Source organism: Pelotomaculum sp. FP, from assembly GCF_004369245.1.
In the GTDB taxonomy this organism is placed as follows: Bacteria; Bacillota; Desulfotomaculia; order Desulfotomaculales; family Pelotomaculaceae; genus Pelotomaculum_C; species Pelotomaculum_C schinkii.
The window spans coordinates 64,265-79,525 of record NZ_QFGB01000011.1 but is presented as its reverse complement, the minus strand read 5'-3'; the positions used below and the strand labels follow the sequence as shown (position 1 = coordinate 79,525).

The 15,261-nt window shown below is 41.7% G+C and carries 14 protein-coding genes and 4 tRNA genes; 9 read left to right on the top strand and 9 right to left on the bottom strand.

What is annotated here, in order from left to right; all coding sequences use genetic code 11:
- Positions 1-35: 35 nt before the first annotated feature.
- The 3 genes from Psfp_RS06555 (at position 36) to Psfp_RS06545 (ending at position 2,920) form a co-directional block, all read left to right on the top strand.
- Complete coding sequence (locus Psfp_RS06555; RefSeq protein ID WP_134217750.1) at positions 36-518, top strand: HIT domain-containing protein; 483 nt, start codon at positions 36-38, stop codon at positions 516-518.
- A 244-nt stretch (positions 519-762) separates the two neighbouring features.
- Positions 763-2,409 carry a serine hydrolase gene (locus tag Psfp_RS06550; protein WP_134217749.1) on the top strand — a complete coding sequence of 549 codons (1,647 nt, stop codon included), beginning with the start codon at positions 763-765 and terminating at the stop codon, positions 2,407-2,409.
- A 205-nt stretch (positions 2,410-2,614) separates the two neighbouring features.
- Positions 2,615-2,920, top strand: coding sequence for a hypothetical protein (locus Psfp_RS06545; protein ID WP_134217748.1), 306 nt, complete (start codon positions 2,615-2,617; stop codon positions 2,918-2,920).
- Between the two features lie 491 nt (positions 2,921-3,411).
- On the opposite strand, the gene Psfp_RS06535 is transcribed toward Psfp_RS06545, so the two are convergent.
- Positions 3,412-3,912, bottom strand: a complete 501-nt coding sequence (locus Psfp_RS06535; RefSeq protein ID WP_134217747.1) for a DUF2284 domain-containing protein — start codon at positions 3,910-3,912, stop codon at positions 3,412-3,414.
- 224 nt (positions 3,913-4,136) lie between these two features.
- On the opposite strand from Psfp_RS06535, the gene Psfp_RS06530 reads away from it, so the two are divergent.
- Together Psfp_RS06530 and Psfp_RS06525 are read left to right on the top strand one after the other, a co-directional pair.
- Positions 4,137-4,793 (top strand): 4Fe-4S binding protein, encoded by a 657-nt coding sequence (locus Psfp_RS06530; RefSeq protein WP_134217746.1) that lies wholly within the window; start codon positions 4,137-4,139, stop codon positions 4,791-4,793.
- A gap of 555 nt (positions 4,794-5,348) precedes the next feature.
- Positions 5,349-5,612, top strand: coding sequence for a hypothetical protein (locus Psfp_RS06525; protein WP_134217745.1), 264 nt, complete (start codon positions 5,349-5,351; stop codon positions 5,610-5,612).
- Positions 5,613-6,227: 615 nt separating this feature from the next.
- On the opposite strand, the gene Psfp_RS06520 is transcribed toward Psfp_RS06525, so the two are convergent.
- Positions 6,228-6,536: an MmcQ/YjbR family DNA-binding protein gene (locus Psfp_RS06520; protein ID WP_134217744.1), complete on the bottom strand. Its 309-nt coding sequence runs from the start codon at positions 6,534-6,536 to the stop codon at positions 6,228-6,230.
- A 10-nt stretch (positions 6,537-6,546) separates the two neighbouring features.
- Positions 6,547-7,470 carry a hypothetical protein gene (locus Psfp_RS06515; protein WP_134217743.1) on the bottom strand — a complete coding sequence of 308 codons (924 nt, stop codon included), beginning with the start codon at positions 7,468-7,470 and terminating at the stop codon, positions 6,547-6,549.
- A 324-nt stretch (positions 7,471-7,794) separates the two neighbouring features.
- On the opposite strand from Psfp_RS06515, the gene Psfp_RS06510 reads away from it, so the two are divergent.
- Positions 7,795-7,983 (top strand): hypothetical protein, encoded by a 189-nt coding sequence (locus Psfp_RS06510; protein ID WP_192895292.1) that lies wholly within the window; start codon positions 7,795-7,797, stop codon positions 7,981-7,983.
- 405 nt (positions 7,984-8,388) lie between these two features.
- Here Psfp_RS06510 and Psfp_RS06500 read toward each other — a convergent pair.
- Together Psfp_RS06500 and Psfp_RS06495 are read right to left on the bottom strand one after the other, a co-directional pair.
- Positions 8,389-8,474: transfer RNA gene (locus tag Psfp_RS06500), tRNA-Leu, on the bottom strand.
- Positions 8,475-8,898: 424 nt separating this feature from the next.
- Positions 8,899-9,204: a hypothetical protein gene (locus tag Psfp_RS06495; RefSeq protein ID WP_134217740.1), complete on the bottom strand. Its 306-nt coding sequence runs from the start codon at positions 9,202-9,204 to the stop codon at positions 8,899-8,901.
- Between the two features lie 1,049 nt (positions 9,205-10,253).
- On the opposite strand from Psfp_RS06495, the gene Psfp_RS06490 reads away from it, so the two are divergent.
- Complete coding sequence (locus Psfp_RS06490; RefSeq protein ID WP_205079488.1) at positions 10,254-11,750, top strand: nicotinate phosphoribosyltransferase; 1,497 nt, start codon at positions 10,254-10,256, stop codon at positions 11,748-11,750.
- A gap of 247 nt (positions 11,751-11,997) precedes the next feature.
- Entirely contained in the window at positions 11,998-12,531 is a 534-nt protein-coding gene (locus Psfp_RS06485) for a methyltransferase (RefSeq protein WP_134217738.1), read from the top strand.
- Between the two features lie 93 nt (positions 12,532-12,624).
- On the opposite strand, the gene Psfp_RS06480 is transcribed toward Psfp_RS06485, so the two are convergent.
- From Psfp_RS06480 to Psfp_RS06465, 4 genes are all read right to left on the bottom strand, one after another.
- Positions 12,625-12,954 (bottom strand): nucleotide pyrophosphohydrolase, encoded by a 330-nt coding sequence (locus tag Psfp_RS06480; RefSeq protein ID WP_134217737.1) that lies wholly within the window; start codon positions 12,952-12,954, stop codon positions 12,625-12,627.
- A 198-nt stretch (positions 12,955-13,152) separates the two neighbouring features.
- Positions 13,153-13,228 (bottom strand) — tRNA-Lys (locus Psfp_RS06475).
- An 11-nt stretch (positions 13,229-13,239) separates the two neighbouring features.
- Positions 13,240-13,314: transfer RNA gene (locus Psfp_RS06470), tRNA-Gln, on the bottom strand.
- 9 nt (positions 13,315-13,323) lie between these two features.
- Positions 13,324-13,400 (bottom strand) — tRNA-His (locus Psfp_RS06465).
- Positions 13,401-13,856: 456 nt separating this feature from the next.
- On the opposite strand from Psfp_RS06465, the gene tig reads away from it, so the two are divergent.
- A complete protein-coding gene (tig, locus tag Psfp_RS06460) occupies positions 13,857-15,221 on the top strand; it encodes a trigger factor (protein WP_134217736.1) in 1,365 nt (454 codons plus the stop codon).
- The last annotated feature ends 40 nt before the right edge of the window (positions 15,222-15,261 follow it).

Here is a 15,261-nt window from a genome sequence, read left to right as displayed (position 1 = left end):
TTTTTCTTTAATTCACACTTAGGGAGGCAGGGCTTTTGGATTGTATTTGGGCGCCGTGGCGATCGGTTTATGTAGGAGGCAGCCACGGGGAGGGCTGTGTTTTTTGTCAAAAATTGCAGTCTGATGAGGATGAGGCAAATCTCGTATTGCTGCGGGGAGACAAAACAATTGTCTTAATGAACCTCTACCCTTACAACAACGGGCACCTTTTAATAATGCCCAAAAGGCATGTGGCGGACATTGAAGACCTGACCGGGGAAGAAGCAACTGAGCTTGTTCTGATGACCCAAAAAATGGTCAAGGTCCTGCGGATTTTCAATCCCGAAGGCTTTAATGTGGGTGCAAACATCGGCAAAGCTGCCGGCGCCGGGGTGCCCGGACACTTTCATATCCATGTGGTCCCCCGCTGGGGCGGTGATACCAATTTTATGCCGGTAATCGGAAATGTCAGGGTGATTTCTGAGTCCCTGGAGGTAACCTTTAAGAAGTTGAAGGAGTCGTTAAAAATCCTGCAGTAAATGAGCCCGTCTGTAGCTATCAATAATTTGAATTGATAATATCCTTGAAAACAATTGTTGGAGAGGGTATTTTTTTGTCATATTTGGACTAATTCTTGTGTAATGGTTAAACAGGCAATAATTTTCAAATGCATTGCGCAGGAACCTGTTAAGGGCGGGACGAATTTTTAAAAAAAGAGGAATCTGATAATAAAGTAATAATGCCAAGTAAGCGTTTAATTGGCGGGAAAGGTAGTAAATATCTATGAAGTATTACAATAATTCCTGGTTCAAAATGGCAATTCTCTTATTTTTGGCGCAGTTTATGCTGATAACAACTATAACACCGATGTTTGGGGAAAAGCCTGATATTGTTCCTCATAATCCCGTTTCCGGTGAAGTTGCTTTGAGCCCTCATACCAATATTTTGGGCGGAGATCTGGACGCTGAAATTTTAACAGCCATGGAGCAAGACCAGATTGTGGGGCTATCCGCCGTCTTTGTCAAGGACGGCAAGGTCGTCTGGTCAAAAGGCTATGGCTTCTCCGATCTGGAAAGGGAAAGGCCGGCGGGCGCCGATACCATTTACCGTATCGCCTCGCTATCCAAAACAGTGGTAGCCACTGCTCTGATGCAGCTCTGGGAGCAGGGCAGGTTTGGACTGGACGACGATATCAGCGACTACCTTGGATTCACAGTTAGAAATCCCAACTTTCCGGATGATAAAATCACTTTTCGCATGCTGCTCACTCATACTTCCAGCATTCTGGACAACGGCGGCAAGGGTGGTTATAATGTGGCGATAAATTCTGCCAATACACCCCTGCTTCAGGATATCCTGTCGCCTGGCGGAAGTTTTAACGATAGCGCAACTTGGGCTGCCTACAGACCCGGCGCTGGTTTTACTTATTCCAACTTCGGCTCCGGAATTATCGCCAGCCTGGTGGAAAAGATTTCAGGCGAAAGGTTCAATGACTACTGTAATGACCACATCTTTCGGCCTTTGGGGATGGAGGCGAGTTATGATCTTGCCGGCATAGCCCAACTCGACAGGGTTGCCGTGCTCTATACACCGGGCAGCGAGGGGGGATTCGTACCCGCGTGTGATTATATCGCTGATGGTGAAGTCCCCAAAACTCAGGAAAATACGCTGCCTTTGGGCAATGCCTACAAGGGTACAGCCGGGGGGATCAGGACCAGCGCTGCCGACCTGGCGAAATTCATGATTGCCCATATGAACGGGGGCGTATACGAAAATGTTCGTATTTTAAACCCGGTCACCGTGGATTTAATGCAGCAGATGCAGTGGTTTGGCAGCGGGCTTGAGGGTTTTTACAAGCAAAAAGGTCTCAACTTCCATATTACTGATAGTTTGGCTGGCCGGAGGCTTACCGGGCATGCCGGGCAGAGTTACGGCCTTATCAGTGATATGTATTTTGACCGTGACGAGAATAGCGGTGTGATCCTTATCATCAACGGAGGACATTACAGGTATACAGAAAGCGGTTTTACAAGTATAGAAGAAACTATTATCAACAAACTGTATAACCAGCTGGCTGGTCCCGCAAAAAATGGCGCCAGAAGAATATCAGTAAACATTGATTATTTGACAGTCAACGGAAGAAAGGTAGTTTACCCGGTTACCGCCGACATCAAAACAAGTGATACATTTATTCCAGCCATCTCACTTACCGATGCGCTGGAAACAACAATAGAACAGGATCAAACAACCGGAGCTGTTACCCTGATGTATGCAGGGAAAACCGTCCGGGTGAGCGCTGGAAAAGCGGAATTTTTAGTAAATGGTCAGACAGTTTACCAGGAAATTATACCTTACGATAAGGGCGGCTATTTAATGTTGCCGCTTGGCCGAATAGCGGAACTGCTCGGTGTTGAGATGGTTTATCAATAATATCTTGTTATTATTGCAAAATTATTACGAATAGGCATATAATTTAGGGCTGAATCATATATTAACATTAAAATCCGGGCAAACTAGATGGTGTAAGGCTCCTTTAATAGCCGGTCTTCATAATTATTGAAGGCAAAAATTGACACAAGCAAAACAATGATCTATAATACCTATTAGTTCTATATTACGTAATGGAGGGTAAATCATGGCATTTGAAGTATACAAACCGCGCGGCGAGAAAGTGGGAAAGGTGCCCCTGGTCTCACTTTCTAAAAATTCGATTGTACTCAACAAGATTTCACGTGAAAAACTCAAAGCCGATAATGTTGAGTTGGCCTTTGATAATGACACCAACACGATCAGGATCAAGGCAGCAAGTGAAGGTCAGACTGTCAAGAAGACCAAAGTCTTTGCCAGGGGTTTCTTCAATCACTTTGGTATCAATAAGAAGGGAAGATACGAGGCAAGGTTTGAGGAAGAAGAGAGAGCCTTATACGTAAGCTTGACCTAAGGCCTAATAAAAAGCAGCAACACCCCCATCAATCAACGGGGTGTTGCTTTTTGTTTATACAAAGTATTTATCCAGGGTTAATCACATATCGCTTCTTGAGATGACTAAAAAAGCTGATGTCGGGGAGAATAAGACAATGAGCAAGATATTATTTAGGGGAGGTGAATTTTATGGAAGCTGGTGTACGTAATAACATTAATGGTGAAATTGAGGATATAAAGACAGACAATGTTATGGCGCAGGTTAGCATGTGAGTAGGGGGCTGAGGGGATAATAATATCCGACTCACGTCCGTGATGACGAGAGACAGTTTTGAAGAAGCCGGATTTAAAAAAGGTGACAAAGTAAATGCTTTAGTAAAGGCCATTAATGTGGTTTTTGTTAAGCAGCAGCATTAGATTGAAAGGGAAAAGAGCCTTGGGCTCTTTTCTTTGCGAACTCTAAAAACCTGCAAATCGTTTGCAGGGACCATGTGGATATAGTGATAAATTCTATTCAATCAGTAATAAACCATAATAATTACCATTACTTTTCCTGTCCTTCACAACCTCAATAGGAAAACCATTTGTTCTTACTGTTTCATACACATCAATACCACATGCTTCCATTGATGGTCTTGCATCTTTGGGGTTGGCGCATTTCTCATCTTGACAGGTTTTACATAACATACAGGCTCCACACCCGTAGCCTATAACTTTATAAAACCCTTCTAAAAAAATTGCTCTTTCAAGTTTTAAAACGGTTTCTGAAGGGTCCTTATCCTTGCAATGTATAAGCAAAGCAGTCTTATAACAATCAACTATTTCTTGAGTTTCTTTAGGGGTGGGAGTATTTGGAGGACAACAGTGCACTTTTCTATGTTTACAACCGTACATACACTTCATTCTTACCCATGCTGCTGTTTTTATAGTACTTGGATCAATAATTTTTGCATCATAAGCACCAAGGTTTTTAGCTGTATCTATGAATCTCGATAAGCCATTGTCCATCATATTCGCCCCCTGCCATTATCTTAAATGTATTTTATAATGTGTTGTACTATATGTAAATATCTTTACCAAACACTGGATGGAATTCCTGCGTTAGGCGGGAGACGTATACAACTAAATATCGTAATATCGTAATATTAAGATTGACAAATATAGCGTTGTCGAGTATTATTTTTATGTACCCCATGAGGCGTCATAAAAATAATATTTGATGAGGAGCTTGTCAGATGGTTGCGGTGAAAAAATTTATACACGATTGGTTTTGGATTGTACTAATAGCTTTTTGTAGCATAGGATTGTTTTTTCCATACATCGGTGCGTTAGCATTGATATGTATGTTGGCCCCTGTAATAGCAGCCTTTTTCAAAGGAAGAATGTGGTGTGGACACTTTTGCCCAAGGGGTAGCTTTAGCGATATTGTAATATCAAAATTCAGCTATAAAAAAGCAGTACCAAAGTTTATAAAAAGCAATTGGTTTAGAAATTTGTTTCTTGTACTGCTAATGAGTGCTTTTGCTGTCCAGTTGGTACTTGCCTGGGGTGATCCTTCAGCTGTAGGGCAGGTATTTGTCCGAATGGTTATCATTACAACATTAATGACGATTATTCTGGGGATTACCTTTAATCAGAGAACTTGGTGCACAATTTGCCCGATGGGAACAATGTCATATTATGTTGCTAGTATTGAAGCATTGAAAACTAAAATCAATCACGTTACATTTAATGTTGACTCTTGTAAGGGATGTAATCTTTGTTCAAAGGACTGTCCGGTAGGGATTAACGTGTTAGACCATAAAGAGCAAGGACAGATCTTAGATGCTGACTGCTTAAAATGTAATGTGTGTGTTGAAAAGTGTCCCAAAAAATTATTATCAGCAGCCTAAATCCAATTTTTAAATATTACAGTTTTTAAGGTGTCCACCAAAACTTACTTTTAGTGAACACGAAAAAACAAAGTCACCCGGTAAGATCGTTATGCCGGGTGACTTATTTGTTGACTTTCAGGCAGATCGGACACCGGGCTATACAATAACCAAAATTTGCAAGTTATCAACCGGGTTATCCACCGGTTGTCAATAAGTTCCTGATACTGGGAATCATCGTCAATGTATGCTGTCATCTTTTCACCAATCCCAGAGAGGAGCGTGACGGAAGTCCAATCTAGCGATGGTCATAAGGGTACACACAACCAGGGAAGGCCGGCCTCCGCAGCTGTCGAAGAACTCTCCTGGCTGTAAAAGTATCTGGAAAACAGACGCTACTTACAAAAAGATATTGGTTTACGTACATGCTATGGAATGTTCTGAATAAAAAAGGGAATACATAAAATATACATTATGAGGGAGGGGGGATTCTACTGGAACTGCGGTAAAATGCGATCTGAATGTTTTGCCATGGCTGTAGACAAAATAAATTATTTTTTCAGGAGGTATTTTCAGATGAAAAAAACATTTTGTATATTAGCTGTTATGTTTATGTTCTCTTTGTTTACTTACGGGTGTGGCAATGCGCCGGACATTACCGACGGCATTAAAAATGTTAATGACAGCATCCAGAACGTTAACAAAGCCGTTCAGGATGTCAATAAAAGCATACAGGATACAGGAAATCAAATATCACCTAATAAGGAAGATAACGGAGCAAAGGAGTCCGGAGCTAAAGATAATAAAGAAGATTCTGAGGAAGATAGCGAGGAAGATTAATTTGTAGTAATACTGTAATTGGTGAAGTTGTATTCTGGAATGAATAGCCAATAAAAATCTGTGCTAATAAAGGGAGCATTTTAATTCTCCTTTCGTGCGGATAGACACTATATTTTATGATATGGCGTCTATAACCGTTTGCGCTTGATGATAATAGTTATTCCTGAAGCATACAACAGAGCAATTAGTAATATGATTAATTTTACATTTATTCCTTCATTAGCAGTCTCTGTGTTAGATGATACAACCTTCTTACCGGTGGCCCTGGGCATCTTTGTCATGAAACACTTACCTGCACTTCGACAAACTCAACATCCCCTGCGGTACCGGCTGGCCGATTAAATGAAAATTGGGCTAGTTGTAGGAAGGGATGTTTTTTCAATGCATGGGATACGTCATAAAATAAATAACCCCCTCCGTTAGATTCACGAAGGGGATAAGTCCATTGTGTTTGACGGACGCTTTCCAGACACAATGGACTAGGTGAAAAATACACAGCTTTTGCCACTGGTCGAAAGGCCCTCAAATTTGGCAAAGTAACTACCTATTGATAAAAGGCACACCCCTTGATTTTAGAGCGGTGCAAGTTTTAACGATTATACACCTTGCAACCCTTCAATTCAGCTCTTGGCGTTCCTCTGTTACGTCGCCGCCGAGCGTGACGGTGTTCCAATGCACCTTGTTCATGTGATAGGCAGGCGTCACGTCCGCGAACGCCTGCCGCAGGAAGTCCGCTTCGAGCGGCTCGCATTTGAGGTTCATGCACAGTTTGCCGTGCCGTTCGTAAATCAGCGCGAAGGACTTCTTGTTCGTGCGGTGCCGCATAACCGTCCACGCGCCGTCGTCCGCTATGTCGTCAAACGGGTAGTCCTCGTAGGCGGCGGGAAACGTCAGGCAGAAGTCGATGAGTTCGCGGCGGGTCATATTCAGCACCTCATTTCAACCGCTCATAACCTCGCTTTATCACCTTTGCCATAAGGCCGCGCCTCTGGCTCAGGAAGTCAGCGTACTTCATTTGTTCCCACCCGTCGGGCAAGGCGTGGACGGCGTATACGCCGTCCTTCTCATCGGCGGGAATCTTTGCAAGCTGGTCTTTCATATACTCAGCCGGACTGGTGTCGAGGATTTCAATGTTGTCGCTCCACTCAATAAAGGCGAAGTTCGCCGTTTGGTTGCGGTCGCGGTCGTCGGTGATTCCAATCCGGGCGAGATACGTCTTAGGGAACAGATGGTGGCGTTCGAGCGCACTTTTTGACCCGTCGGCGGTCGGGCTGAACAACTCCCTCGTATGTAGGGTGGAACACATAAAGAACCACTTCGCTATCAGCTTGCGAAGCGCGGATTCCTCCATGCCATAGTCGAACTTCCCAATCAGGTACATCGCGTAGGAATACACCAGAGCGTTTTCGGAGGAAATCAGTGTCTTGGACACAAAACCCGCCGCCTCAATGCACTTGATGAAGTTTTTCCAGACCTGAACATTCAGGACTTTGTCCAGCACGGTTTTCAGCTTATCGAACTGCTGGACGCGGAGGGCATCGGAGTAAACGCCGTTATCAAAGTCGCGCCCGCGAAGCAGCATATAGGCGTAGTGAAGCCTTGCCCTCTGGAAACCGTAACTCATTGCCATGCGAACGATGTGGGTCGGGGACGGCTCGAACAGGAAGTTATACGCCGTGCCTTGCTTCGGGATTTTTGCGCTTCGGCAGAAATCCTCGATTTTTTGCCTGCCCTCCTGCCAGTAGACGGATATAAGGGTTAAGATGAAGTCGTCCTCACCGAGAGCCTTGCCGCCTGAATTCACGCGCACAAATATGTCGGCGATGCTCTCCTCATCGGCATTGCCGTTTATCTCCAATGTAGGAACGCTAAAGTTGCAGCGCAGGCTTTTATATAGTTCGGGAGGACGAGCTTTCCACACGGCTTAAAGAGAATTATAAAGCTTTTCAGGAGTTTAAAAAAGTTAGAGAAATAAGGCCAAATAAAACATAAAGATTTTTTCATCGGCTTCACAGAATGCCCTCAAACGACGATAAATAACCTGGTAATGGTTTTATACCTGGTTCAGCAAAGCGGTTCTTTTAGCCATTTTTAAAATTCCCCCAAAGGGCTTGTTTTTTGCCCGTATTTGCTAAGCATAGCTTTAAAATAAAGCATTGACAGAGCCCGGCGGGCTGAAATAGTGGCCCTGGCTTGGAGTGACGTTGACCTTAAAAAGGGGATTATAAATATCAGGCGCGGCCTGTATGTTACAAAGGAGCAGGGATTATTCTTCAAGGAGCCTAAAAACAAAACTAGCCAACGGGCAGTAGCCATATCTCCCGAAGTGGTTAAGGTGCTTAAAGTGCATAGGAAGGAGCAAAAAGGCTAAGATGGCCCAGTGTGAGGCATATAAAGACAATGACCTTATTTGCAGCTTACAGGATGGGAGCCCGATTCATCCGTCAACCGTTACAAAGCGTTTTCAGGAAGTAACCAATAACGCGGGGATTAAGGTAACGTTTCACCAGTTACGGCATGCTCACGCCAGCTTTTTGCTAAAGCAGGGAGTACACCCCAAGGTTGTGTCGGAGCGGCTCGGGCATTCAAATATTAGTATGACCATGGACCTGTATTCACATATAGCACCCACATTACAGAGGGATGCTGCCAACCAGTTAGACGATATTCTATTTAAAAAATAGCTTCCATGATATGTATGTGACTATTTCGTGACTAAAAACCTAAAGCAGGCAAAGATAAAAAGGCCTCCGATCCCCGGAGGCCTTGATTTTCATGGTGCGGGCGAAAGGACTTGAACCTTCACGGGAGTTACCCCACTGGATCCTAAGTCCAGCGCGTCTGCCATTCCGCCACGCCCGCATGTAATTGTTCATTATCAAAGGATTGTATGATTTTTTAAACTTCTGAATTGTTAATCTCATTAACGGGGTCTTATAATCCAGTTGATACGAAAGTTTACTTATATAATTTACTACACAAGACTATTACTGTCAAGTGATAACATTATATGCCATATAATTTATATGTTTAGGTAGTGAAAATTATTCCCTCAAAACAATAGCAAAACAATTAATTAACATGTAATATATTTTTAAGGATCTATGGATTAAGACAGAAATATACATCATTTTTAGGGTTTCAAAATTACTGTATGGATGACGGGTGATTAATAGCGATAAAAAGGGGGAATAATTAGTAACTAGATTATTGAAAACTGGATGTTTACACATAGTATTGAGTGTGTAAAATAATAATAACTCATAAAAAAACCTGCTTTTGCAGGTTATTTTAGTTCAACAAATAAAGCATTTTCTGTTTCATCATAGTTGGCAGGAAATTTACCCTTTTTATTTATCCCAAAATAGTTGAAAAAACCCTTAGCAAAGACCTTTGTTTTCTTGAGTGTTTGACCGTCAGCAGATTCTTTGATTCTAAGAGTGTTAGTGTCTTTGTCAAAAGCCAATTCAATACTTGTAGCGTTTAGTTTTTCCCTGGATGTTTTATTCAAAACTATTGAATTCTTTGACAGTGATACTAATGGGATTTTATTGACTTTTTCACCACGTGGTTTGTATACTTCAAATGCCATTAACTGTTACCGCCTTTTAACTTAATTTTTAATTATTTTGTGATTATAGTATATGTGATTCTGATTGTCAACTACTTGGTAGATAAATTATGAACAGCTTCAGCTTTTTTCTGCAATAAGTCTGGACTATAAATCATGAGTATTTAAGCTGGTAAGTTGAGCAACTAAGGCAATTTAATAATGGAAGAACATAAAGATGCTAATGGGAATTGCACATTATCATCGACTACTTACGACAAAATATATCAATTATTTATGATATAATTAATTTTATATTACTTAATTTCCGCACGTAAACAATAGCTATGAAGCCTTGGTGAAACTGGCTTGAGTTGATGAACTTGAAAACGACAAAAGACATCCTCATTGCGGCAGTAAGATTACCCCTAAAGAACCGTTCCAACAAGACGAAAGGATGTTTTTATAAAATGTATTTTACCAAACCAATTGTGAAGTTAAAATTTAACCCTCGCGTGAATAATTTCGGAAGCATTTCAAATAATATTTGACAAATTTTAAAATAAACCTTGTGAAGTATCTTACAATATCGGATTGTGATTATAGGATTTGATCAACAGTTTGTTCCGCTTGCTTGCCTGCATTTGTAAAGGGCCGGCTTTAACTTTCGTGCTGCGAAAACTCTAAATTATATGCTGTTCTACTGAATAGAACTTTAAACTTTATTTTGATACTCCCTTACCTCAATTTTTATGTAACGCTAGTGATTTATTGCACAAAGTTTTCACAAAAATACCTTACCTCCAAATTTTAATTAAGGCTGCAATATGAATCAAATTATATAATAAAATTTAAAAAATTATCGTTGATGGACGTTTTAGGGCTTGATTAAATTGGAATCTTGTGATATCTTTTTGCTGAAAAAGTTATTGACGGTATTAGCTGCTTGTATTGAATATGTGGGGAGTTTTCCATCGATGTATCGATGTTTCATAGTTTTCTGGCAATTGACTCATCTTTGGTGGATTTAAGCATTATGCATGGGGAGAAGTAATTAATTTTTTAGTAAACAAATTAAGGAGATGTCAAGTGTGAGTACAAAAAAGTATATTTATCCAGCTTCATTACTGTGCGATTTTTATAAGATTTCGCATAGGGAACAGTATCCAAAAGACACTGAAGTAGTATATTCAACCTGGACTCCGAGAGCGTCCAGGATTAATGGCGTTGATAAGGTTGTAGCATTTGGCTTCCAAGGATTTGTTAAAGAATTTCTTCTTGACTACTTTAATGAGTATTTCTTCTCCAGGCCCAAAAAAGAAGTGGTTGATGAATACAGGAGATTTATCAAATATACGCTTGGACGTGAAAACCCGGAAACGCAGCACATTGAAAAATTGCATGATCTAGGGTATGTTCCAGTATTAATCAAGGCTGTTAAAGAAGGAACTTTAGTGCCGATTAGGGTTCCTATGTTAACAATTGAAAATACTAAACCAGAATTTTTCTGGGTGACAAATTACCTTGAAACATTGTTGTCCTGCCAATTATGGATGCCATCAACGTCAGCGACTCTCGCTCTTGAGTATCGGAAAATCATGGATTCCTTTTGTGACATGACCGGTGGCGCCAAGGAATTCGTGCAGTTCTGCGGGCATGACTTTTCAATGCGTGGTTTAGCTTCGCTGTCTGCCGCCCAGTTGAGCGGCGCCGGACACCTGCTGGCCTTTACCGGTACAGATACTCCTCCAGCAGTTTTGTATCTGGAAAAATATTATAACGCCGATATTGAAAAAGAGCTTGTCGGAACTGCCATCCCCGCAACGGAACACAGTGTGATGGAGGTCTTCGGCAGGAATGAATACGAAAGCTATAAGTATTTAATGACCGAAGTCTACCCGACCGGATTCCTTTCCATTGTGTCTGATACCTGGGATCTGTGGAATGTTCTGGATAACGTTGTTAAGCCACTGAAAGACGTCATTATGGCCAGGGAGGGCCGGGTGGTTATCAGGCCTGATTCGGGTGATCCGGTTAAGATTATGTGTGGGGATCCCGATGGTGAGACCGAAAATGAACGCAAGGGTGTTGTAGAAATCCTCTGGGATATCTTTGGTGGTTTCACTACCGATAAGGGTTTCAAACACCTGGATACCCATATTGGCTGTATTTATGGAGAGGCTATCACTATTGATAGCTGCCGGGATATCTTGCAGCAATTAGCTGATAAAGGCTTTGCTTCTACGAACATGGTCTTCGGCATTGGTTCCTTCACCTATCAACGTAAGACAAGAGATGATTTTGGATTTTCACTGAAGTCGACGTATGCGGTGGTAGGCGGTCAGGAACGTAAAATTTACAAAGATCCGATCACAGATCCACAAAGATGGAAAAAATCTCAACTTGGATTGGTCGTTGTGACTAAGGATGATAATGGAAATATAAATTTCATTGATAATCTTAATAGAGAACAACAAAAAGAATATGAGTCCGTTGATCTATTGGAGCCTGTATTTAAGGACGGCCAGCTATTAAGAGAAGAAAGCTTGTCTGAAATCAGGGAGAGAGTATTTGCAAGCATTGGCTAAGTGCCACTAACTAACTTTGCATAAAAATGTGGACGCAGAAAGTTAGGCCCGTTGACAAAACCTCCGGTAGATAGGATAATTGCATGCGAAGGGCTTCTAGTAATCCCCAAAAAATAGGGCTTCTAGAAGCCCTTCTTCGGTGATCCTATTGTCTGAATTCATATGTTGTAAAAGCATCAAAGTATCCTGCCAGGACCTGTTCTGGGACCTAAGTTTCATGCTATTAGTATAAAAGGAGGAATAGGGAGTGACTAAGAAAAGAAATGATTATGATTACTATGTAACGCCCGAATGGGTGGTAAGAAAACTACTGGATCATAGAAGACTGTACGGTCATATCTTAGACCCCACCGCCGGAGACGGAGCGGTATTGAAAGCTATCAGGAATTTTGGATATAAGAATCCCATAACCTCTGTTGAAATCCGCAAAGCAGAAGAGAAGAAACTGCAGGAATTCGGCAACGTATTTATCGCTGATTTTTTAACCTGGCAACCTGATCAGAAGTATGACACTATTATCACCAACCCGCCTTATAATATTGCAAAAGAGATAATCATGAAATGTTTTGAGGTGGTTTCAGAAGAGGGTCAAATAATTATGCTCATGAAAACGGCGTATTTGGAGTCTGGGGATAGGTACGATTTTTGGCAGAATTATCCCGTTTCCTTCCTATATGCTTTGTCGGACAGGCCTTATTTTGATGATGATTACCAGACAGATCAAGCTGCTTATGCTTGGTTCATATGGGATGGGAGTGAAGGGACAATAAAAGTAATATAAAGTACATAGTGTATAATGCCGCCAGTATAAGTATATAAATTGTATCTGGTAATATGTGGCATGCCAAAAATTATTGAAGTCTACAACACAGAACTATAAATCTGTATATTTCTTGTTAGATCCAAATGATTTACTTTCAGGATATTTTGTAGCGTTTTTTGCTATTTTATCTATTACGGCCTTCTCTAAATCTATGCCCATCTCGTTAGATAAAAGAAGTAAATAGGTAAAAACATCAGCCATTTCTTCTTCGATGCTCTTACTTTTCTCTCGAACGGCTTGTTCACTGCTTTTCCATTGGAAATTTTCTAGAAGTTCACTAGCTTCCAGTACAAGTGATATGGCCAAATCTTTGGGGTTATGGAATTGTTTCCAGTTTCGTTGGTCTCTAAATTCAATTAACTTTTGAATAAGGTGATTCATATTATATACCTCCGAAATGCAAAAGTATTCCTAAAAATATTATCATCATTTGAACAATTTAAACAAGTTCCATGGTTATTGAAAAAAAGTTTTTAGTACATTAAAAATGACAGAAAGATTAACAGAAAAATGTGATGCATGGTCAGTCAACCAACCATCAAAAATAAAAAGGCTTCCGTTTTTACGGAAGTCTTTTCTTGGTGAGCCATCCGCGACTCGAACGCGGGACACCCTGATTAAAAGTCAGGTGCTCTACCGACTGAGCTAATGGCCCATAAAATTAAATGGCTGGGGCGGCTGGATTCGAACCAACGAATGCCGATTCCAAAGACCGGTGCCTTACCGCTTGGCGACGCCCCAATTTTATAATGGGGTGGATGATGGGACTCGAACCCACGACCCCCAGAGCCACAATCTGGTGCTCTAACCAGCTGAGCTACACCCACCATGTTTTCTTGGCTGCAGACTTGGGTTACCCGACTGTCCGCACATGATATGTTAACAAATAATCAAAGTGTTGTCAAGGATTAAGGGGCCTCATGTTATAGATCTGTAATAATGTCGCGCGCTGTTATTTTTTTGCCCTTAAAGCTTGGGTTTATATTGATAATTAATTCTGGGGCAGTTATAATAAATGATAACATATCAGGTATGCCGCTGCAACACTTGCTCGGGTTGCAGTTGGGAAGCCCAACCTTATATGGCAATTTTGGTAGCCAGGGCTATAGGCCTTGGTATTTTTAGTTTGAATGGGAGGAAAACAGCCTTTAGCCGGAGAATAAATGATTAAAATTGGTTACAATATAATAATTGCAATTAATGGTACATACTGCTAGGCAAAGTATTCTTTTATTCTTATTGTATACACGGTTTATAATTACACAATTTAAGGGGGAGCATATATGAAGGCTAACGCGGAAAGGATCGAAAAAAACACTGTAGAAATGGAAATAGAGGTAGACGTTGAAGAAGTCTCCCAGGCTCTGGATAAAGCTTACCGCAAGATGGTGAAAAAAGTAAATATCCCGGGCTTCCGGAAAGGCAAAACACCACGACCCATCTTTGAGCGTTTTGTAGGTAAAGAAGCCCTTTACGAGGAGGCTATGGAGTCACTGGTTCCGGAGGTTTACTTTAAAGCGGTTGAGGATACCGGGATTGAGCCGATCGACCAGCCCAAGATGGAAATCGTTCAGGCTGAAGATGGAAAACCAGTGCTGTTAAAAGCTACGGTTGAGGTGAAGCCGGAAGTTATACTGGGACAGTACAAAGGCATTGAGCTATCCAAATCTGTAACTGAGATCCAGGAAAGAGATGTAGAGGCTGAGCTGGAGCGCCTTCGCAATAGACATGCCAAGTTGCTTACTATAGAAGAAGGTACTGTTGAAGACGGTGACCAGGTTGAATTAGATTTTCTGGGTAAAGTTGACGGGGAACCTTTTCAAGGAGGGGAAGGCAAAAACTATCCCTTGACCATCGGGTCAGGTTCTTTCATTCCAGGGTTTGAGGACCAGATGATCGGTATGTCCATTGGTGAAAACAAGGTAATCAATGTAACCTTCCCGGAAAACTACCAGTCCGAGGAATTAGCGGGCAAAGAGGCTACTTTTGAGGTCACCGTTAATGGCATCAAGCGTAAAGAACTATTGGATATGGATGATGAGTTCGCCAAGGATGTCAGTGAGTTTGACACCCTGGAGGAATTAAGGGCTGACACCAGGAATAAATTAAAGCAGACTGCCGAGAGCAGGGCTGAATACCAGTTCAGGCAGGACCTGATTGACCTGGCGGTCGGCAACGCTGAAGTGGAAGTCCCCGAGAGCATGATTAATAGCCAACTTGAAGAAACGATTCGCGGCATGAACAATCGCCTTTCCGGTCAAGGTATTAATCTCGAAACCTACCTTGAATATACCAACAGTTCCATGCCGGAACTGCGTGAGCAGCTGCGGCCCGAAGCTGAGACGAGAGTAAGGACCAATCTGGTTTTGGAGGCGATTGCCAAAAACGAGGGGATTGTTGCCAGTGAAGAAGAAATAAAAGCGGAAAGCGCCAAGGTGGCTGCCCATTACCAGCAGGACCCGGAAGAATTCTACAATACGTTGAAAAAAGAAAGGCAATTAGGATTTATAACTGAAAGCTTGGTCATGGAAAAGACTGTGCAGTTACTGGTGGACAATGCTCAAATTGTAGACGTCTCCACTTTCATGGTCGAGGACACTAAAGAACAGACTACAGAAGAGGACACCAAAGAACAGACTGAGGAATAGTAATATTAATAATCTAGAAGCGACTTTAATTCGTGGTAGG

What these genes read in the sequence shown, in the direction of transcription:
- Psfp_RS06550 (WP_134217749.1), top strand. Translation starts at nt 763, where the DNA reads ATGAAGTATTACAATAATTCCTGGTTCAAAATGGCAATTCTCTTATTT.
- Psfp_RS06545 (WP_134217748.1), top strand. Translation starts at nt 2,615, where the DNA reads ATGGCATTTGAAGTATACAAACCGCGCGGCGAGAAAGTGGGAAAGGTG.
- Psfp_RS06535 (WP_134217747.1), bottom strand. Translation starts at nt 3,912, where the DNA reads ATGATGGACAATGGCTTATCGAGATTCATAGATACAGCTAAAAACCTT.
- Psfp_RS06530 (WP_134217746.1), top strand. Translation starts at nt 4,137, where the DNA reads ATGGTTGCGGTGAAAAAATTTATACACGATTGGTTTTGGATTGTACTA.
- Psfp_RS06525 (WP_134217745.1), top strand. Translation starts at nt 5,349, where the DNA reads ATGAAAAAAACATTTTGTATATTAGCTGTTATGTTTATGTTCTCTTTG.
- Psfp_RS06520 (WP_134217744.1), bottom strand. Translation starts at nt 6,536, where the DNA reads ATGACCCGCCGCGAACTCATCGACTTCTGCCTGACGTTTCCCGCCGCC.
- Psfp_RS06495 (WP_134217740.1), bottom strand. Translation starts at nt 9,204, where the DNA reads ATGGCATTTGAAGTATACAAACCACGTGGTGAAAAAGTCAATAAAATC.
- Psfp_RS06480 (WP_134217737.1), bottom strand. Translation starts at nt 12,954, where the DNA reads ATGAATCACCTTATTCAAAAGTTAATTGAATTTAGAGACCAACGAAAC.
- tig (WP_134217736.1), top strand. Translation starts at nt 13,857, where the DNA reads ATGAAGGCTAACGCGGAAAGGATCGAAAAAAACACTGTAGAAATGGAA.